Origin of the sequence: Aquimarina sp. AD1, assembly GCF_003443695.1 — a bacterium.
Taxonomy (GTDB): Bacteria; Bacteroidota; Bacteroidia; order Flavobacteriales; family Flavobacteriaceae; genus Aquimarina; species Aquimarina latercula.
In genome coordinates this window covers 217,964-240,104 of record NZ_CP031966.1, presented here as the reverse complement: position 1 = coordinate 240,104, position 22,141 = coordinate 217,964, and the positions used below count along the sequence as shown (strand labels likewise).

General features: G+C 32.8%; 16 protein-coding genes. 12 read left to right on the top strand and 4 right to left on the bottom strand.

Features of this window, described 5'->3' with window-relative positions:
* Window positions 1-3: 3 nt before the first annotated feature.
* The 4 genes from proC to D1815_RS01070 are packed head-to-tail and all read right to left on the bottom strand — an operon-like array spanning window position 4 to window position 3,593.
* A complete protein-coding gene (gene proC / locus D1815_RS01085; protein WP_118385589.1) occupies window positions 4-798 on the bottom strand; it encodes a pyrroline-5-carboxylate reductase in 795 nt (264 codons plus the stop codon).
* A 1-nt stretch (window position 799) separates the two neighbouring features.
* Window positions 800-1,777 carry an N-acetyl-gamma-glutamyl-phosphate reductase gene (gene argC, locus D1815_RS01080; RefSeq protein WP_118385588.1) on the bottom strand — a complete coding sequence of 326 codons (978 nt, stop codon included), beginning with the start codon at window positions 1,775-1,777 and terminating at the stop codon, window positions 800-802.
* On the bottom strand, window positions 1,774-2,964 hold the full coding sequence (locus tag D1815_RS01075; protein ID WP_118385587.1) for an argininosuccinate synthase: 1,191 nt from the start codon (window positions 2,962-2,964) through the stop codon (window positions 1,774-1,776). Before D1815_RS01075 ends, argC begins: the two co-directional genes overlap by 4 nt.
* Window positions 2,952-3,593 carry a GNAT family N-acetyltransferase gene (locus D1815_RS01070; RefSeq protein WP_118385586.1) on the bottom strand — a complete coding sequence of 214 codons (642 nt, stop codon included), beginning with the start codon at window positions 3,591-3,593 and terminating at the stop codon, window positions 2,952-2,954. The genes D1815_RS01075 and D1815_RS01070 overlap by 13 nt, the downstream gene beginning before the upstream one ends.
* An 889-nt stretch (window positions 3,594-4,482) precedes the next feature.
* Between D1815_RS01070 and D1815_RS01065 the strand changes: the two genes are divergently transcribed.
* The 12 genes from D1815_RS01065 to D1815_RS01010 all read left to right on the top strand — a co-directional run bounded on the left by D1815_RS01065 (window position 4,483) and on the right by D1815_RS01010 (window position 22,094).
* Window positions 4,483-5,196, top strand: coding sequence for a FadR/GntR family transcriptional regulator (locus tag D1815_RS01065; RefSeq protein ID WP_118385585.1), 714 nt, complete (start codon window positions 4,483-4,485; stop codon window positions 5,194-5,196).
* 325 nt (window positions 5,197-5,521) lie between these two features.
* The gene (locus tag D1815_RS01060; RefSeq protein ID WP_118385584.1) at window positions 5,522-8,668 is read left to right on the top strand and encodes a SusC/RagA family TonB-linked outer membrane protein; all 3,147 of its coding nucleotides are present in this window, start codon (window positions 5,522-5,524) and stop codon (window positions 8,666-8,668) included.
* Window positions 8,669-8,753: 85 nt separating this feature from the next.
* Complete coding sequence (locus tag D1815_RS01055; protein WP_035084532.1) at window positions 8,754-10,247, top strand: RagB/SusD family nutrient uptake outer membrane protein; 1,494 nt, start codon at window positions 8,754-8,756, stop codon at window positions 10,245-10,247.
* Window positions 10,247-12,664 carry a polysaccharide lyase 6 family protein gene (locus D1815_RS01050; protein WP_233557540.1) on the top strand — a complete coding sequence of 806 codons (2,418 nt, stop codon included), beginning with the start codon at window positions 10,247-10,249 and terminating at the stop codon, window positions 12,662-12,664. Before D1815_RS01055 ends, D1815_RS01050 begins: the two co-directional genes overlap by 1 nt.
* 18 nt (window positions 12,665-12,682) lie before the next feature.
* Entirely contained in the window at window positions 12,683-14,233 is a 1,551-nt protein-coding gene (locus D1815_RS01045; RefSeq protein WP_118385583.1) for an IPT/TIG domain-containing protein, read from the top strand.
* Between the two features lie 35 nt (window positions 14,234-14,268).
* Window positions 14,269-16,533: a heparinase II/III family protein gene (locus D1815_RS01040; RefSeq protein WP_118385582.1), complete on the top strand. Its 2,265-nt coding sequence runs from the start codon at window positions 14,269-14,271 to the stop codon at window positions 16,531-16,533.
* A 3-nt stretch (window positions 16,534-16,536) separates the two neighbouring features.
* Entirely contained in the window at window positions 16,537-16,905 is a 369-nt protein-coding gene (locus tag D1815_RS01035; protein ID WP_027392020.1) for a cupin domain-containing protein, read from the top strand.
* Window positions 16,906-16,909: 4 nt separating this feature from the next.
* Window positions 16,910-18,184, top strand: a complete 1,275-nt coding sequence (locus D1815_RS01030) for an MFS transporter (RefSeq protein WP_027392021.1) — start codon at window positions 16,910-16,912, stop codon at window positions 18,182-18,184.
* 71 nt (window positions 18,185-18,255) lie between these two features.
* The gene (locus D1815_RS01025) at window positions 18,256-19,017 is read left to right on the top strand and encodes an SDR family NAD(P)-dependent oxidoreductase (RefSeq protein WP_027392022.1); all 762 of its coding nucleotides are present in this window, start codon (window positions 18,256-18,258) and stop codon (window positions 19,015-19,017) included.
* Window positions 19,018-19,035: 18 nt separating this feature from the next.
* A complete protein-coding gene (locus D1815_RS01020; RefSeq protein ID WP_027392023.1) occupies window positions 19,036-20,040 on the top strand; it encodes a sugar kinase in 1,005 nt (334 codons plus the stop codon).
* 1 nt (window position 20,041) lies between these two features.
* Window positions 20,042-20,722 (top strand): bifunctional 4-hydroxy-2-oxoglutarate aldolase/2-dehydro-3-deoxy-phosphogluconate aldolase, encoded by a 681-nt coding sequence (locus tag D1815_RS01015; protein ID WP_118385581.1) that lies wholly within the window; start codon window positions 20,042-20,044, stop codon window positions 20,720-20,722.
* Window positions 20,723-20,897: 175 nt separating this feature from the next.
* Entirely contained in the window at window positions 20,898-22,094 is a 1,197-nt protein-coding gene (locus D1815_RS01010) for a T9SS type A sorting domain-containing protein (RefSeq protein WP_118385580.1), read from the top strand.
* The last annotated feature ends 47 nt before the right edge of the window (window positions 22,095-22,141 follow it).

Here is a 22,141-nt window from a genome sequence, read left to right as displayed (position 1 = left end):
ACTTTATTTTATAGTATTAATTTTCTCATAAGAAGCCATTACCCCTTTTATAACGGATGAGCTCAATCCCTGATGCTCCATTTCATTTAACCCTTCTATTGTACATCCTTGTGGCGTAGTTACTTTATCAATTTCTCGTTCTGGATGGGTACCATTTTCCGCCACCAGGGTTGCCGCCCCTATGGCTGTTTGCACTGCTATTATCTGGGCTTCGTGTGGATGAAATCCCATCTGGATTCCTCCTTGTATCATTGCTCTAAGAAATCTTAAAAAGAAGGCGATCCCACTAGCTCCAAGAACAGTCGCTGCTTGCATCAGTCTTTCTTCAATTACTAAGGTCTCTCCAATAGTGTTAAACATCTTTTCTACAACCAATAATTCTTCTTTAACATTATCATTAGCTGCAATACAAGTCATCGATAATTTTTTTGACGCTCCAGTGTTGGGCATTACCCGAACTACTTTATTACTAGGAACTACCTCATTAATTTCTTCAATAGAAGTACCTGTAACTGTTGAAATTAATATTTGATCATTACTTAATACATCTTTAATCTCTTGTAAAACAGCATCCAACTGTCGAGGTTGCACACATAAGATTACCCATTTAACATCTTTTATAGAAGTAATAATATCTTGCGATGTTGATACACTTAGCTTTTCTTCTACTTCTTTTAAATTATATTTTGATTTATCTACTACGATAATATTTTTCGCTTCAAATAAATCACTATTTGCCAATCCAGATATTATAGATTTACCTAGATTACCTCCTCCTATGATCGTTATTTTATTCATCTTAAAATGCACTTGCTTTTAATTCTAAACCTATTTTTTCTTCTAATCCAAACATTAGATTCATATTATGAATTGCCTGTCCAGAAGCTCCTTTAATCAAATTATCAATCACAGAAGTAATTAATAACATCCCATCTTTTTTAGTAACATGAATAATACATTTATTTGTATTTACTACTTGCTTCAAATAAATTTCTTGATCTGATATAACTGTAAATTTTGCATCCTTATAAAAAGAATTGTAAAGTTCTTTAGCCTCTTCTTCGGATCCGTCATATCTAGTATACATTGTAGCATAAATCCCTTTACTGAAATTACCTCTGTTGGGAATAAAGAAAATTGGAGATTCAAAACTAGTTTGCAATTGTTTTATACTCTGATGAATCTCATCCAAATGTTGATGTGTAAAAACCTTATAACTAGAAAAATTATTATCTCTCCAACTAAAATGTGTAGTACCGCCAGGCATTACTCCAGCTCCCGTACTCCCAGTAGTAGCATTTACGTGAACGGTATCTATTAATTTACCCGAAAATGCAAGTGGTAATAAACTTAATTGAATGGCTGTTGCGAAACATCCTGGGTTTGCTATGTACTGCGCAGACATGATTTTGTCCTTTTGTAATTCTGGCAAACCATATACGAAATCTTTATTTTGAAATTTATGATCCCTCTCTAACCTAAAATCATTTCCTAAATCAATGATTTTGGTGGTCTCAGAAAATGTATTTGTTTCTAAAAAAGCTCTAGATCTTCCATGCCCAAGGCACAAAAACAAAACGTCTACATTTGGATTGATTGTATCTGTAAATGAAAGAGTGATATCTCCTAATAAATCAACATGCTGTTTACTAACAGGTACACCTGCATTAGTCGTGCTAAACACAAAATCTAAATCAACTTCTGGATGGTGAACCAACAATCTTAATAATTCACCAGCTGTATATCCAGACCCTCCTATAATTCCTACTTTTATCATGACTCACTAGGATTTACATTGTGATATATCTTATTTGCATTCCCATAGATTTTTATAAAACCTTTAGCATCATCAGAAGTCCAAGAATTATTCATCTCACCATACTGACCAAAATCCGATTTCATCATATCAAACTCTGACTCGATTCCTTCTAAAGTAAAATGATAAGGTTTTAATTTTACGATTACGTCACCTGTAACTGATTTCTGAGAATCATCGAGAAATACTTCAATATTTCGCATTACAGGATCCAAATAATTACCTTCATGCAATAACATACCATACCAATTAGCTAATTGTTCTTTCCAATATTGTTGCCACTTTGTCAACACATGCTTTTCAAGTAAATGATGGGCTTTGATTATTACCAGAGGTGCTGCTGCTTCAAAACCAACTCTTCCTTTTATACCTATAATAGTATCTCCTACATGAATATCTCTACCTATAGCAAAGGCGCTTGCTAATTCTTCTAACTTCTGAATGTTTTTAACTGGTTCATCTTTGATTCCATCTAAACCAATTAATTCTCCTTTTTCAAAATTTAACGTGATCGTTTCTTCTGTTTCTTTTTTCAGTTGACTTGGATATGCATCCTCTGGCAAAGCATTTTTAGATGTAAGTGTCTCTTTACCTCCTACACTCGTTCCCCAAATACCCTTATTTATAGAATATTGTGCCTTTTCCCAGCTATAGTGTACCTGATGTTTTTTAAGAAACTCTACTTCTTCTTGTCTAGAAAGTTTTAAATCTCTTATAGGAGTAATAATTTCAATTTCTGGAGCCAATGTCTGAAAAATCATATCAAATCTAATCTGATCATTTCCTGCACCCGTACTTCCGTGCGCGATATATTTTGCTCCAACTTTTTTTGCGTAATTAATTACTTCAATTGCCTGAAAAATTCTTTCAGCGCTTACAGACAAAGGATATGTATTATTTTTTAATACATTACCAAAGATTAGATATTTAATAGCTTTCTGATAAAACTCGTTTAATATTGTTTTATTTACATGAGAACTACTTCCTAACTCATACGCTCTTTTTTCGGTTTGTATGAGCTCTTCATCAGAAAATCCGCCTGTGTTTACTAATATTGTATGAACTTCTAATTTTTTTTCATGAATTAAATATTTTACACAATACGAGGTATCCAAACCTCCACTATATGCTACTACTACTTTTTCCATAACAACAACTGTTTATTGCTTGCTAGCATTGTTTGTTTTATTTTCTTTAATCTTTTTAATACTTTTTTATCGTACCATTTTTCTTTTTTCTTCACTTCAGTAGAAGGGTCATATAACATACCAGTGCATAAACACATTTTATGATCTTTAGCTTTTAATATATCGTAGTTTGTACAAGTCTTACATCCAGCCCAAAATTTAGGATCATTGGTTAATTCTGAAAATGTAACTGGTTTATATCCTAAATCTGAATTTATTTTCATCACGGCTAGTCCTGTAGTAATTCCAAAAACTTTAGAATCAGGATATTTTTTTAAAGAATAATTAAAAGTAAATTCTTTGATTCTTTTGGCTAATCCCTGATTTCTATAATCGGGATGTACAATAAGACCTGAATGCGCAACATATTTTTCATGACCCCAAACCTCTATATAACAAAAGCCTGCAAACGTTCCATTACACAATGCTATAATTGCATTTCCATTTTCCATCTTTCCTTTAACATAATCAGGTGTTCGTTTAGCAATACCGGTACCTCTTACTTTAGCAGAATCCGATATTACATCACAAATCTCCTGAGCGTATTCAAGATGATCATTAGTGGCTATGATTATTTCTATCTGTTTCATCCGTTTGTTTCTATAACTCTTTCTTAATGCCAGATGCAATTATGAACAACTTTTCTATTGATAAAAATTCATTTTGTACATGAATTATAAATATCAAAAAAGTGTCAATACTTAAAATTTAAAAGATATGATTCCTGAGAAGATGCGAATGTAGTTTATGTCAAAAACCAATTATAAAAGAATATTCTTTTAAAAGGAATTAATAACTAAATCGAAAAAAGGAATGTTTTTCTAAGGGAAGTAGGACGCACCTACTTCATAATAATTTTAAACCCCCAAGGGGCGACGAAAACGGCGTATAGATGATATATTAATATCAACTGATTTGTTCAAGGATTGAACTTTAACTTCTCTAATAATAAATGTTGGCGTTTTCATAATAGTAACTCTAAATCGTCGGCCGTAGCCCCTTTCGTTAACTAGATGGTACAATATTACGCAAAAATAATTTCTAGTTTGAAATAAAAAAACCAATTTATCAAAGAATTATCATTTTAATAAAATCAACATCCCAATTCCTTATAAATCCTAAAAAAACAATAATAAATTTACATTTTACTCATTATTAATGATTTAATAATACCTTAAAACAAAATATAATTTATGATGATTAAATAAATAATTTGTTCAACTACATAATATAATAGGTAATAATTCTAAAAAAACCGAACTAAAGGGGTATCACAACAAGCTACCCCATAAATAAATATGTAGTTTATAAAATACCGATATCACAAAACGAAAAGCATATAGAATGTGTTTTTAGTTAAAAAACATTACTTTTTTTAAACTTTCATAAGATTTTTAACATATAAATTTTGTGATAATAAAAAAAAACAATACTTTTGGTTAACCAGATTGGTCAACCAGTTAAAATCAAACCCAGTATATGCGATTAAAAACAGAGAAGGAAACGGAAGTTATATCCAACTCCAAGAAAGGTTCCGAAGATATAATTATTTCTAAAATTAGGGAATTAATTGTTTCTAAGCAACTTGAACCGGGTGATAAGCTTCCTGCAGAAAGAGTTCTTGCCGAAAAGTTAGGTGTAAGTAGGAATCAATTACGCCAAGCAATTCAACGATTAGAATTCTATGGGTTGGTTAAAAAATATCCCCAAAGTGGGACAAGAGTATCGAATATAGGAGTTACCGCACTTAACGGAATGATGACTGATATTTTACAATTACAAGAACCTGATTTTAAATCCTTGGTAGAAACAAGATTGATACTGGAAACAAATGCTGTAAGATTAGCTGCCACAAGAAGATCAGATGAACATTTACGTCAAATACAAGCAGCACATGAAGCCTACAGTGAAAAAGCAATTAATGGTCTAAATGCGGTAGAGGAAGATTTAATGTTTCACCTTAAACTTTCTGAAGCTAGTGGCAATAGTGTTATTAACTCTTTAATGTTAGTAATTACTCCAGAAATCATTACCCACTTTGTTGCCAACAAAGTTTGTAATAAAGATGAAAATCATTTATTAATTAAAGAACATCAAGCTATTATAGATGCCATTATAGATAAAGATCCAGATAGAGCGGTTGCTAAACTAGAAGAGCACTTTAAAGATTTATATAAATTTTGTTATGATTAAGAAAATCAAAAAAAATAAAGGAAATAAATCTAATACCAATCGAATATGTAACACAAACAATAAAAACTAAAAAAAGGGACAGCTACCACACTAATCCCTTTATTTTCGAAACTTTACTTAGTTTAAAAAGTAAAATCATTACTATAATTACTTATAGATAGATAAAAACAAAGATATAAAAAATAGATAAACGTCATTCCGTTTATGATTTTTTATGATTTGTTTATAAAGTAAGTAATTACAAAAAATAGGTTTTGCTTTTAAAATTGAAAACAAATCAATTAATGATTTAAACTAAAGCATTAAAAAACAAAAATAATTACTTATGTATTTCAAAAAGATTATAGCAGTCTTCCTGATTGTTCTATCTCATTGTACGTTGCTTGCTCAAGATAGCATTACATTAGAAGGAACAGTAACTTCTCGGGAAGATGGAATACCAATACCGGGAGTTAATGTATTGATATTGAAATCCAATACGGGAACTACTACGGATTTTGATGGATTTTATCAACTTAAGGTAAACAAAGGTGATGTCGTTTCATTCTCTTTTACCGGAAAGAAAACCATAACAGTGGCAATCGATAATCAAACTACACTTGATATTGCTCTAGAAGAAGAGGCATCCGAACTAGAACAAGTTGTCGTTATAGGATATGGAGTTCAGAAGAAATCTAGTTTAACAGCTTCTGTATCCAAATTAGAAAACACCAATTTAGATGAATTGCCTTATTCTGATGTTTCTAATAGTATAAAAGGTAAAATTGCCGGAGTTCAGATTAGAAATACCACTGGTAATGTTGGTGATGAACCAGAAATAATAGTAAGAGGTATTGGATCTATAAGTCTTAGTTCTGCTCCACTTGTTGTTGTTGATGGATTCCCTTTTGATGATGGACTTCAATTTATAAATCCAAGTACCATAGAATCTATAGAAGTATTGAAAGATGCGAGTTCTACGGCAATATATGGATCCAGAGGAGCGAATGGTGTTATCCTTATAACTACTAAAGAAGGAAAAGCAGAAAAAACTTCTTTTGAGTTCAAATCCCTCTCAGGTTTTAAACAAGCTGCAAGAAGTATTGATATCATAGATGCAATTGCATTCTCTGACTTAGACCGAAGTAGAGATCAATTAGTAGAAAATTTTAATGCTCAGCAAGAAAATAGAGAACCTAATTTTGTAAATTATGATAATGTTCAAATAGGAAAAAGAACCATTGCTCAAAACATTGGCGGTCCTACTAACTGGCAAGATGAAGCATTGAGAAACCCTGCTAGGATTGACAATTATCAGTTAAATGTTTATGGAGGTGGAAGCAGAACAAACTATTTAATATCTGCAAACTATATTTATAACGAAGGACTTAGAAAAGATAATGATTTAGAAAGATTAAACTTATCAGCTAGACTTAAATCTAAATTGTCAGACAACTTAAGTTTTGATTTAAAAATAAATCCTTCTTATACACTTACAAGAAGATCTTCTATTAATTTTACAGATACAGGAAGATATGAAACTTGGATTCCTGTTAGACATAATCAATATACATCCGATTTAACAGGACAACCTGTCGGAAGTTTTGCACACGCTTTACATTTTAGAAACCTTAATTTTGATTATGTAGATCCAGTAACTGGTTTAACAGAAAATACAGGTAATATAGAAAACCTATGGTCTTCATCTAACTTTAATCCTATATCTAGACAAGAAGCCAGCAGACGTAATCGTTTTGAATATAGATTACTTGCTAATGGTTCTGTGAAATGGAAAATAGCTCGAGGGCTTACTTTAAGATCTTCATTAGGTGGTTATGTAAGATACCGTACAGGAGAAGAATATTTTGGTTCAGATGGTGATAGAGACGGAGAAACAGAAGGGATTTTAGCAGATCAACTTACTGTTAAGTACATAAATGAGAATACATTAAACTACAATAGAGATTTTAATGGTCATGATATTGGATTATTATTAGGTATCACCTACGAGAATACTACAGAACGTCTTAGTAACCTTAGAATAACTAATTTTGATGATGAGACTATAACGACTCTTAACGGTGGAACAATTATAGATCTAGATAATACATTTACTTTAAAAGATAAAACCGTATTATCTTCATACTTAGGAAGGATTAATTATGCTTATAAAGATCGTTACTTAGTATCTTTAGCAGGAAGAGCCGATGGCTTCAATAAGTTTGGTAAAAACAACAAATATGGATTTTTCCCTTCTGTATCTGTGGGATGGAATGTAGCTAACGAGAATTTCTGGAGAAATAGCATTGGTAATACAATTAATAACCTAAAGTTAAGGTCTAGTTGGGGAATTAGTGGATCTGCTCCTGCCCTATTTGATTTCTTAGCACCAACCATAGTAGATTTCGGAAATTACAGTATAGGAAATACTGGTGGCGTAACAACGGGACAAGGTGAAGTAGATTTTTTACAAGGAAACCCTGATATTACCTGGGAAACAAACACTGAATTTAATAATGGTATAGATCTAGGTCTTTTCAATGGTGCTGTAAACCTTACCGTAGATTATTATTATAAGCTATCCGAAAAACTTCTGTTAAGACAACAAATTTCCAATTCAACTGGTTTTGATGAGCAATGGAATAATATTGGAAAAGTTCAAAACTCAGGATGGGAATTTGATTTATCTACAAATCTTGGAAGAGGAAAATTAAAATGGCAAGGGAGTGCTAATATCTCATTTAATGAAAATAAACTTATTTCATTCGGTGGATCTGAAAGAATAATTAATAATGGAGAGCGGACTGATCAATATATTACTCGTGTAGGAGAACCATATATTCAATTTTATGGATATCAAACTGATGGTATTTTTCAGAATGCTGAGGATTTAGCCAATAGTCCAAGTGGTATTGCTGATGCAGTTGGAGGACTTAAAAGAGTAGATGTAAACGGTGATGGAGTTATTAATGAAGATGATAGAACTGTAATTGGTGATCCATTTCCTGACTTTATTTGGGGTTTCACTAACACATTTACATACGGAAACTTAGATCTTAATTTCTCTTTCCAAGGATCTCAAGGAGGTGAAGTTGTTTGGGGTGAAGCATTTTATAATGAAGTTGCTCGATATGGAGCTACATATGCAGAGGACCAATGGTTTAATGAAAATATCCCTGCTAGCAGACCTGGAATTAGAATTGGTGTTCCATGGTTAGAAACAGACTATGCTGTTCAAGATGCTTCTTATATATCATTAAGAGAAGTAGTACTAGGATACTCTATACCTACTCATTCGACTAAGAAAATGGGATTAGAAAAAATGAGAATTTATATCTCTGGACAAAATTTATGGTATCAAGCTGCAGATGATTATTTAGGTAATAATCCCGAAGGAAACACAGATAGAAACAATGTTTTGATCAGAGGGTATCAAAGAGGAGTTACACCAGTGCAAAGGCAACTAGCACTTGGATTAGATATCAATTTCTAAAAAGCAATTAATGATAGTCTATTTCATATTTAATTAGCAAAAGCTAATTCCAATGAATGAAATAACGGACTAAAAAATATACATAATGAAACATATTTTTAAACTTCAAAATAGATTCATAAATTTTAATATTTATGCATTGTCATTGACATTATTGATGGTGTCTTGTGATCTAGAAGAAGAAGTAACTTCTTTTAGAACAGATGACAACTTCTATCAAGACCAAGAAGAGTTAAATAGAGGAGTAATTGCTTCATATTCTAGTTTATATGATGTGATGGAAGTAGAATGGAATATTACAGAACTTCGTTCTGATAATACATTTACAAATCCAGATAGATCTCCAGAATCAGATGCTCCTCGTTTTACATTGGATCGACTTACAGTAGATACCAATAATTCGATAAATCAAGCTTACTATGCTAATTGTTACAAAACAATAGCTTTAGCTAATAGAATCATAGCTAACATCGATGTTGCAGTTGATGAAGACTTAAGAAATCAATATGAAGGTGAAGCCAAATTTCTTAGAGCGTTAATGCATTTTAACTTAACAAGGTTATATGGTAGTATTGTGATTGTAGATAGAGTTTTAATTGGTGAAGAAGGTTTTCAATTATCTCGTAGACCTCAATCAGAAGTATATCCTTTTATTATTCAAGACTTAGAAGATGCAATCGCACTTTTACCAGAACAATACGATGATTCAGAATTCGGTAGAGCAACAGCAATAGCAGCAAGAACTATATTAGGAAAAGTTCATTTAACGAATCCTGATAGAGATCTAGAAGCTGCAATTACTCAGCTAGAATATGTTAGAGACAGAGGAATAAATGATCTAGTTACCGATTATGATAACCTGTTTGAACCAGGTGATGAATTAAACAATGAAGTAATTTTTTCTGTTCGATATGAACAAGGACTTATAGGTTTAGGTTCCCCTTTTCCGAACTTCTTTGCTCCTTTACAAAGTGATGGAAACGTAGTTTTTGGTAATGGTGATGGACTTAATGTACCTACAGAAGATATATCCGATTTATATCTAATAAATGATTCAAGAAAACCTTCATCCATGGCGGACAGTTATATTGCAACTAACGGAACTGAAATCTTTAACAAGCACGTTACTAAATACAATTCGGCATTTAACGCACTGGATGATGGTGATGTAGATTGGCCAGTTACAAGATTTGCTGATGTGCTATTAATGCTTTCTGAAGCATATGTAGACGCTAGAGGAATTTCTGAAGCCTTAATCGAACTAAACAAGGTAAGAACACGTGCTGGTCTAGATGATCTATTAGAAGCTGATGTAAACTCTAGCTTTGCTTTTAAATTAGCCTTAGAAAATGAACGACGTCTTGAGTTTGCTTTCGAAAATCATAGATTCTTTGACCTACTAAGAACTAATAGAGCTTTGACTGTAATAAATGAACATTTTACAACAGAGTTTGCTTATAACAATCCAGACAATCCTGATCTTGATGCAAGTCCTATTTCGGATTTTCAATTACTATTACCAATACCACAAAGAGAAATTGACCTAAACCCTAATTTAGCTCAAAATATAGGTTATTAATGATTATAAATAAGCAACATATCATTACTACAATAGTATCCATTCAACTATTCTTTATTGGATGTACATGTTTTGCTAATGAGATTAAAGTAGCAACTATTGATGAATTCAATAATGCTATAAAATCTGTAAAAGCAGGAGATCGTATAATATTAAAAAATGGAGAATGGAAAGATGTAAAATTAGTAGCTAAAGGTGAAGGAACATCAGAAAACCCTATTATTATAGAAGCAGAAGAATCCGGTAAGGTAATCCTTACCGGAGATTCCAACCTAAAAATAGCTGGAACTCATTTATTAATCAAAGGGTTGTGGTTTAAGAATGGTTACACTTCTGGAAAATCAGTGATTTCGTTTAGAGTGAATTCTAAGGAATATGCAAGTCACTCCAGACTTACTGATTGTGCAATTACATATTACAATCCAAGTAAAAAATCTATCGATTATAAATGGATAAGTGTTTGGGGTAAAAATAACAGAATAGATCACAACTATTTTGTAGGGAAAATTAACTCTGGCACTACTCTAGTTGTATGGTTAAAGGGAAAAGAGCATATAGAAAACAACCATCGAATTGATCATAATTATTTTGGAGAAAGACCTACTTTAGGTTTTAATGGTGGGGAAACTATTAGAATTGGAACTAGTAAAAATTCATTATTATCTTCCAGAACAATTGTAGAGGATAATGTTTTTGAAAAATGTAATGGAGAGTTAGAAATTATTTCTAATAAATCAGGTAACAACGTATATCGTAACAATCTCTTTTTAGAAAGTGAAGGTGTCTTAACATTAAGACACGGAAACAAGTGCCTAATAGAAGGTAATGTATTTATAGGAAATCAAAAACCAAATACTGGTGGTATAAGAATTATAAATGCAGGTCATGTTGTTAGAAATAACTTAATGATGAATCTTACAGGTGATGGTTTTAGAGGGCCAATAGTTGTAATGAATGGCGTACCTAATAGCCCTGCAAATAGATATCATCAAGTTAATGATGTAAAAATTCAGAACAATACTATCATAAATTGTTCTCCAATTCAACTTTGCGCTGGTAGTGATGAAGAAAGGTCATTAACCCCAATAAATACAACCTTTTCTAATAATATCATATACAATGATAAAAATGGTGATATAGCAACAATACATGATAAAATAGATGGATTTAATTTCTATGGGAATATTTTAGATACTCAGAAAAATTTTGATCAAGAAGGCTTTACAAAAATGAAAGTAAATTGGGATACATTTGAAGATATTCTTTACATCCCAACTGAAACGAACGAAGAATTAATTAAAAATTCGAAACCTGAAGCTAAATCACCTAAACTGGATATTACCGGAGCAAAAAGAACTACTTTCATTGCTGGTGCTTATAACCTAGGAAATAATAAGTTCCCTAAGGCATTGATTCTTAGAAGTGGAACCTCTTGGGACTCTAAAACAAAACCTAAGAAACTTGTGGCTACATCAGAAATCATTGAAGTAGAACCAGGTTTAGGAACATTGCGTAAGGCATTAAAAAAGGCTTCTTTCGGTAGTATTCTAAAATTAAAATCTGGAGAATACATTCTAGAAAAAGGAATAAAAATTACAACAAACATTACTATTCAAGGAGAAACTAAAGGTAAAAAACCTATATTAAAAGTAAAAGAAGGTTTAGAAAAAAACCCAACATATTTCTTTAGAGTAGAAGGTGGTAATAGCTTATACTTAAATAATTTAGAAATTTCTGGAAACTTAAAAACACCTATAAAATATGCTGTAGTCTCTCCTGACAAAGGTGTCGCCGAATCATACTCTGTATTTATTGACAATTGTCATATTCATGGGTTTAAAAACAAAAAAGGGGGTAGTTTTTTCAAAGGATACAAAGGAACTTTTGCAGATACTTTAAGTATTGCTAATTCTAGAATTGAAAACTCATACCGAGGGATCAATCTTTCAGAAGAAAAAGAAAGTTTCGGAAAATATAGTGCTCAAATAGTACGTATTAATAACACAATTTTTAAAGACATAGAACAATGGGCTTTAAATTATTATCGTGGAGGAACTGACGAATCTACTTTAGGAGGTAATCTTTCTGTACAAAACTCTGTGTTTAGTAATGTGGGAAATGTAGAAAAAGGTACCGTGCTTAGAACCAAGGGGATTGTAACAGTAAACATCAAAAATTCAGTTTTCGAAAAAAGCTACAAAGTAATTAACCCTGTTAACTTAAATGGAAGCAAGAATAAGATAAGTAACTGTGTCGTTTTTGATTGTGGCACTGTAAAAGCAACGAAAGGAGCATCTGAAAAAAATGTAATATATAAAAACCCTAAATGGGAAGATAAAGAAAAATTCATTCCAAGTGAAAAATCGCCATTGCGAAAAGAACAACATATTGGACTGAAATGGGATACTAAAAAATAAAATTAACACAATAGAATTATGAAAAATTACGAAGCATCTTTTAAGAGAATCTTAGCAGGTCTATTGGTTTTCTGTTTAATGTTGATATTTGTAATATCCTCGTCTTGTGATGCGGATATCGAAGTGGATCAAACTGTTGAAGAAATAGAATCTGCAACTCCAATAATCTCTAATTTTTCTCCATCTAGTGCAGAAATACTTGAAGAAGTACTTGTAGAAGGGGAATTTCTTCAATTTGTGGATAGAGCAACCATAGGTGGAATACCTACTGAAATTAAAAGTAAAATTAGTGATACTCAAATTTTACTAAGAATCGACCCTGCTGTTATTTCTGGGCAAATCGTACTTATCAATGATTTAAGTAGACAAGGTGCAGAAAACTTGGAATTTACAGCTACTTCTACCGAAAGTTTAACTGTATCGTATCCTGTACCATCAGTAACGAGTGCAATCCCTAGTGAGGCTACAGCAAATGATTTACTAATCATAGAAGGAGCTAATCTTGGTGTAGTATCAAGTGTTACTTTTGGAGGCGTAGCTGGTGTTATATCTTTTCAAGAAAATGATGTAATTGTAGTAACTGTGCCAAACCCAGGAACTCTAGATCCTGTTGCTATTAATTTAACTTATAATAGTAATAGCGGAGAAATTGCACAGGAATTAAGTTCTTCTTTCTTAGTTAACATACCAACACCAGAACCAGATAATGTGCCTAGAATAATGGCTAGAGATAATATGGTAACAATCACAGGAGCTAATATCAATTTTACAACATCTGTTACAGTTGATGGTATTGAGGCAACAATTACTACCTCTCCTACTGATTTAACTTTTATGGTTCCATCTGGAGTAACAACAGGCATATCTGAAGTTATCATTACAGATACAGAAATGCGTCAAACTGTGTTTAATATACCATACATCAACGGACCATATTACGAATATTATGATTTTGATACGAAAGCTTTAGAAACTGTAAGAGATAATAAGAATGGTGATCCTACTGAAGTGGTTTTATCATTGGGAGAAGACGAAGCAGAACAACCAAGATTCCCAGGAATGACAGAATCTTTTGGAAGTAGATATTTGCACTTAGATTACCCTAAAGCTACTACTAGTACTTTAGCCTCTATATATTGTTATGATTTTAGCGATGATTTTGGAACCGAAGAAATGGGAGAAGAATCAGCTGCTTTATTAGATCCAGCTGGTAGATTTGGCGGAAACCCTGTATTACATTTCTGGATGAGAATTAATGGAGCAAACTGTAGAACAAAAATATATCTAGGAACTTCAAGTGCTCAGCGTAGAGAATCTAATGGTCCTCTTTTAGACACAGGAGGAGAATGGGTATTAGTTGCTGTAAGACTTAATGGTTTTATGGATAGTGCAGCAGATTTTTCAAGATTTCATTTCCGTCTTACAGCAGGTAGCTCTTCTGATAATATACCAAGATCAGCTGATTACGATTGGATAATTGTAACCGACAGAGTATTAACAGAGTTTGGAGCTGTAGATTACTCAGCAGCTTCCATTACGGATGAGACTAACTGGAAAGATCAAGGTTAAAAAACAATAAATAACGAATTTTCATAATATTATAAATGATCCAATCACCTTTACATACTATTCGGTTAAGGTTAGGCATTCTTTGCCTAACCCTAACTCTTAGTATTCTAAGTTTTGGCTGTACCAAAAACGAAAACACAGCATCAACCAAAACAGAGATTAAAAATCAAAAACCAACACTTTCTTTATCTACTTCTGAAGCTAATGAAATAAAAAAATTACTAAACACTAATGATGTTTTAAAAGTCTCCTTTGAACAACATAAAGAAAAAGCAGACAAAGCAATTAAGAATGGTATTGAAGTGCCTATTCCAAAAGATCCTGGTGGTGGATATACACATGAAAAACACAAACGTAATTATGGAGAAATGTATTCTGCAGGAATTTCATATATAATTACTGAAGACACTAAATACTCCAAGTTTGTTACTGATATGTTATTAGCGTATGCTAAAATGTATCCTAGTTTACCTTTACATCCAAAAAGTAAAAAAAATCACCCAGCTGGAAAGCTTTTCTGGCAAGGATTAAATGAAAGTGTTTGGTTAGTTAATTCAATACAAGCATATAATCTGGTAAGTGATGTAATTTCTGAAGAAAATAAGAAAATAATAGAAGACCAAGTTTTTAAGAAAGTAGCAGAATTTATTAGTGTTGATTCTAAAAAAACCTTCAATAAAATACATAACCATGGAACCTGGGCAGTAGCGGGCGTAGGTATGACAGGATATGTTCTCAAAGATCAGGATATGGTCGACCGTGCTTTATACGGTAGTAATAAAGATAAAGAAACAGGTTTTCTTAAGCAGATAGATATGCTTTTTTCTCCGGAAGGATACTATTCTGAAGGTCCTTATTATCAGCGATATGCTATGATGCCTTTTATGCTTTTCGCTCAAGCTATCCAGATCAATCAACCTGATCTTAAAATCTTTGAATACCGAGATCAATTATTAGGTAAAGCGGTAACCACAGTATTGCAACTAACTGACGAAAATGGAGCATTTTTTCCTTTTAATGATGCATTAAAAGAAAAGAACTATTTAACCAGTGAATTGATATTTGCCAGCAATATTGCCTACGCCTACTATAAAGACAGCTCGCTACTGCCTATTACTTTAGCACATGAAAAAGTCAGCATATCAGGTGCTGGACTTGAGGTAGCTAAAGCTCTGAAAGATTATAAACCAAAATCGTACGAAAAAAAACCGCTACTAATTACAGACGGAAAAGATGGAAAGGATGGAGGTTTAGCATTATTACGTATGTCTAATGGTAAAAAAGACAAAAAACTTACCACCGTTTTTAAATTTGCTTCTCAAGGGATGGGACATGGTCATTTTGATCGACTGTCTATATTTCTGTATGATGGAAAACAAGAAATTTTACAAGATTATGGCGCTGCAAGATTTTTGAATGTAGAATCAAAACAAGGAGGAAGATATCTACCAGAAAACAAAACGTGGGCAAAACAAACTATAGCGCATAATACAGTTACTGTAGATGAGTCTTCTCAATTTGGAGCTAACGTAAAAGCATCGAGTAAAGTAAATCCAAAACTTCTTTTTTCAAACTTGAAAGATAATAACCTTCAAATTGTTAGTGCTAAAGAAGAAAATGCATACCCAGGAGTTCATATGCAAAGAACACTGGCCTTAGTTAAAAATGAAGCTACAGAAAGACCTCCTTTCGTTATAGATGTATATGCAATTACTGCTAAAGAAGCTCATCAATACGATCTAAACTTTATGTATCAAGGACAAGTAATGGAAACTAATTTTGAGTATCTCAAAGAAAATACATTAGATCCACTTGGAATTAAGAATGGATACCAACATCTATGGAAACTAGCCGAAGGTAAGAGTGATCAAAATTTTGCAACGCTAACTTGGTTAAACCAAAATAGCTTCTACTCTATCTCAAGTCTAATAGATAAGGAAAGTAATATGGTCTTTGCGAGTCTAGGAGCTAACGATCCTAATTTCAATCTTAGAAATGAAGCGTCATATATGCTAAGAGAAAAGAACAAGAAGGATCATGTTTTTGTAAATGTTATAGAACCTCACGGGAATTTTGATCCAAAATTAGAATCTGTACAAAATCCACATTCTGATGTTAAAAATATTGAACTGATCTATTCTGATAATAACTATACTATCGTAGAAGTGAAATTCAAAAATAATGAAAGTTATACACTAACGGTCGTTAATCAAGAACACGACCCACACAAACAACATGAATTGACTATTGGTAATAAAACATATCAGTGGACAGGCAATTATAATTTAAAAACTAACTAAACAATGAGCTACTCAAAAATTAAGAGTGAAGTATTCTTTGTAACCAAAGACAAACCATGGGAACAAGCCGCAGAAGGTATTACACGTCAAATGATCGGATATGATGTTAATATAATGATGGTTAAAGTAAACTTCGAAAAAGGGGCAATTGGATACATTCATGACCACTTTCATTCTCAAACAACATATGTTGAATCTGGAAGTTTTGAAGTTACTATCGGAGATGACAAAAAAGTATTAAATGCAGGTGATGGATTCTTTATTCCGCCTAATGTTCCTCATGGAGCAGTATGTTTGGAAGCTGGAGTTCTTATTGATGTATTTAGTCCAATACGCGAAGATTTTTTAGAAATTTCACACGAAAAGAAGTAATTAGATGACTAAGCTAAAAGGATTACGTTGGTGGATCATTGTGTTAATTTTCCTAGCAACAGTTATTAATTATATCGATAGGACTGCATTTGCACTTTTATGGCCCGAAATGGGTAAGGATTTAGGGATGGATAACTCCGATTATGCTCTAATGCTTAACTTCTTTCTCGCTGCATATGCCATCGGTAAATTTGCTTCCGGAAAATTGTATGATGAAATAGGTACCCGTTTAGGATTTACAGTTTCTATTATTGTATGGTCTGTAGCTTCTGTCTTTCATGCATTTGCAAGAGGACTTGTTAGTCTTTCAATTTTTAGAGTATTACTAGGTTTAGGAGAAGCCGGAAATTGGCCAGGAGCTGTAAAAAGTAATGGTGAGTGGTTTCCTATAAAAGAACGTGCAATTGCTCAAGGTATTTTTAATGCCGGTGCTTCTATAGGAAACGTAATTGCACCATTTATTATCATATTCTTATACACACAATATGGTTGGAAAACCACCTATATCATCTTAGGTTTTGTTGGTATATTATGGGTAATTCCTTGGTTATTTATTAATAAAGCCAAACCAGAAAAGCACCCATGGATTACTGATGAGGAAAGAGCACTTATCATAAAAGATAGAATAGAAAAAGTTGAGCCAGAGAATGAAGTAAAAGAAAAAGGGTTAAGTATTGGCCAAATATTAAGCCATAAAGAATCTTGGGGAGTTCTATTCTGTAGATTTTTTATAGAACCAATATGGTGGTTTTTTGTAGGATGGATGCCTATTTATTTAGGTGCAAAATTTGGATCTGACATTGAAGAAACTAAAAGTATTTGGATTTCCTATTTAATGGCAGCTGCGGGTAGTATAATAGGTGGTATGTTTACAAAAGCTTTAATGAAAAAGTTCTCTGTAGATGCATCAAGAAAAATAACAATTGCGTTAGGAGGTATTCTAATTTTAATCGCATTTGTATCCATCATTAACTTCGTTACAGACCAGAACTTTATGATGTTCATATATCTTGCTGGATTAGCATTATTCGGATTCCAATTTGCGATTGGAAACATCCAAACGATTTCTAGTGACTTATTTAGAGGTCCTTCTGTTGGAACACTAGCAGGATTAGCAGGAACTGTAGCGGCAGTATCGCCAATGATTATGAACTGGTTTGTCGGTCAGATCACCACAAGTTCATATACCCCAGCATTTATAGCAATATGTGTTTCTGTAATACTTGGGGTCTTATCTATTTTCTTGTTTATCAAAAAAATAGGACCTGTAAGAAAATAATACACCAGTATAAATTGGTGTAAATTAAAATTAATCAACTATCAATAATTTATAATTAATAAAAAGAAAAAATGAGTTTAAAAGGAAAAGTTGCCATTGTAACTGGTGCCACCGGTGGAATTGGTTTTGAGGTTGCTAAAAGATTAGGTAACGATGGATATACTGTAGTTTTAAATGGTATAGAAGATGATAAAGGAGCTGAAAGAATCAAAGAACTTACAGCGCTAGGAATAACTGCCGAATATTACGGATTCGACGTTACAAACGAAGAAGCAGTTACTTCTAATATTGTAGCTATTGGAGAAAAATATGGTAAAATAGACCTACTGGTAAATAATGCTGGTGGATTAGGAGGAAGATCTAGATTTGAAGGTATGACTACAGAATTTTATCGATCTGTAATGGCCTTAAATTTGGATTCTACATTTTTTGCTTCTAGAGCTGCTATCCCATTTTTGAAAAAAGGAGAAAATTCTTCAATCATTAACTATACATCGAATGCAGGATGGACTGCAGGAGGTCCTGGAGCAGGAATTTATGGAACATCAAAAGCTGCGGTTAATGCAATTACTAGAGCGTTAGCAAAAGATTTAGCAGAATATGGAATTAGAGTAAATGCGGTATCACCAGGTACTATAGATACTCCATTTCATGCTCAAATTAAATCTACAAAGCCTGAGGTTTTCGCATCATGGAAAAACAACATTATGTTAGGAAGATTAGGACAACCAGAAGATGTAGCTTCTGTAGTTTCTTTCTTAGCAAGTGATGATGCTGCTTTCATAACAGCCGAAACTATCCAGATTGGTGGTGGACAAGCATTAGGTATTTAATATAAAGAAACATATAAAATGAAAAAAGTAGTAACCTTTGGAGAAGTTTTAATGCGTATTGCTCCTTTAGGGAACAAAAAATTAAAACAATCTAACCAATTAGAATACTACTTTGGTGGAACCGAAGCCAACGTAGCGATATCGCTCGCTCAATTCGGGAACAATACACAACATATTACAGCAGTATCCAACGATTTTGTTGGTGATGCAGCAAAGAGCTACTTGCAGAAACTGGGAGTAGATACTGGTTTGATTATTGACTCGCGTCATCCTCTGGGATTATATTTCCTGGAGGTTGGTGCAGTCATGCGATCAAGTACTATAGCGTATAACAGATCTAACTCCGCTTTTTGCAATATAAATCCCGAAGAAATTAATTGGGAAAAAGCTCTAGAAAATTGTGATTGGTTCCACTGGACAGGTATTACCCCTGCTTTATCCCTAAATGCATTTAAAGCACTAAAACAAGGATTAGAAATTGCTAATAAAAAAGGAATTACAATATCCGCAGATCCAGCATATAGAAGTGGTCTCTGGAATTATGGTCATGAAGCAAAAAATATACTTAATGAATTGGTAGCATTGTCCAATATTTTTATTGGAGGTCCAAATGAAATTAATGAACTTCTAAACACTAATTTCTCCTTTACTAATGATGATTTTATCGAAGCCAGTAAACTTCTATTACAAAGGTATCCTAATATTAGAGGAGTATTTGATAAAACAAGAGTTTCTCTTAATGCTAGCTGGCATAAGATAAAAGCTAGAATGTGGAATGGACACGAATTTTCGGAAACCAATGAATTAGAAATAACACACGTTGTTGATCGAATTGGTACTGGTGATGCTTATGCTGCAGGATTAATTCAAGGTCTATTGCACTATGATGATGTAAAAGCATTGCAATTTGCTAATGCATCTTGTGCTTTAAAGCATACTATAGAAGGAGATGCTAATCTAGTAACAGAAGCTGATGTACTAAGTATCATTGAAGGTAATATATCAGGACGAATAAAAAGATAACATGGCACAATATACACGAATTGAAGTTGCACAAGTAATGGGAAACACAGGAGTTGTTCCCCTATTCTATCATAAAGATATTGATATTGTAAAAAAAGTAATCAAAGCAAGTTATGATGGAGGTGCGCGAGTATTTGAATTTACCAATAGAGGTGATCACGCACAAGATATATTTACAGAGATATCAAAGTGGATTGAAAATGAATTACCTGGTATGATTTTAGGAATTGGATCTGTTGTTGATCCAGGTACAGCATCATTATTTATACAAAAAGGAGCCAATTTTATCGTATCCCCTATTCTAAATTCTGAGATAGCAAAAGTTTGTAATCGCAGAAAAATTGCGTGGCTTCCTGGTTGTGCAACACTTACCGAAATAAATTATGCAGAGGAGTTGGGAGCAGAAATAGTAAAAATATTTCCTGCAGCGCAAATCGGAGGAGCTGATTTTGTAAAAGGTATAAAAGCACCTTGCCCATGGACAAGTATAATGCCAAGTGGAGGAGTATCACCAGAAGAAAAAAACCTTACAGATTGGTTCAATGCAGGGGTACACTGCGTAGGAATGGGATCTAAGCTTATTGCGAAAGATGAAAACGGAAACTTTGATTACAATAAAATAACTGAATTAACTAAGAGTTCATTAAGAATTGTTAAAGATTTAAAGCGTAATAATCAATAGTTTTTGTGCATTTATCAATCTAAAGGCTCGTTCCGAATAACAAATTGCTAACAAATCAATTGAATCACATGATTTTCAACAAAAATTGTGTTAAATAAAAATAAATCTATATATTTGGTTGACCAATTTGGTTAACCAAATATAAATTTCACCCAATTTTCAAAATAAGACAATTATGAAAAATTTATTACTTACCTGTATGATGTTAACTATGAGCATTGCATTTGCTCAAATTCCTTCGGGATCTGGGGTATATCTTAACAAACTAATTGTTAGCCCTAATGGCGATGATCTTACTAATGAATATATCGAAATTCGTGGTACTCCTGATGCCGTGATTCCTTCCGATTTATATCTAATTAATGTTGAAGGTGATGGAGAAGCTAGTAGAGATGATTACGGAGAAGTTGGTGAAGTAATTCAACTAGGTGATGGAACAAGAACTTTTGGTTCTAATGGCTTTTTAGCGATTGTAGCCAACTATACGGATGAAAATACAAATGTGGTAACAACAAATCCATATACTAGTGTCATCGCAGCAGGAACAACCATAGTGACTATAGAACTTATTGGAAATGATGTTACAGGTTCTTCTAGTAGTAATGTTTCTTCATTTACACCAGATATCGGTTATGATGGAAATTTCGAAGATTGGAGTGCTACATATATGTTAGTACAAGCTCCAAGTGACCCAAGTGGTGTTGATATCGATGCAGATAATGATGGTGTTATTGATGCAACTGGAGATCATACAATGTGGACTCGTTATGATTCTGTTAGCTTTTTAGATGAAGATGATTTATTAGATTCAGGAGACAATGGTGAGTTTGGATACGGCCAAATTATAGTTGTTAGAGATTTAGCAGAAAACTCTAGTAATGGTATTTTCACTGATACAGGAGCAACTGTAATAGAAAACACAGGTAGTAATGTACATTTCTGGGGAAGACAAGGAACCTCTACAGGTTTTACTACATCGGATTGGATAGCTGCCTCATTTGATGGAACAGGTCCTAATTGGGAATTCTCAGGTAACACTGCAAGAGTATCACCTGCAGAATTTGCAAGCTATATTATTCCTAGTGAAATATATGGAGCCCTAAATCCTACGGCTGCTACTCTATCTATAACAGAACAAGAATTAACCGACGATATTTCATTTTTCCCAAATCCAACTACTAACGTAATTAATATCAGCTCTAAAAATGATATTATTTCATCTATAGAAGTAGTAAACGTAACTGGTCAAATATTAATTCAAAAAGAAAATGATTTAGACGTTATTGATTTAACATCTTTCTCCACTGGATTATATTATATGAATATCTATGGTGATGGAGCTAAGATTACCAAAGCGATCGTTAAAAATTAAAAAATACTTTTTAAACAGTTTGATTTTAATTTGAGTTTAGATAATAT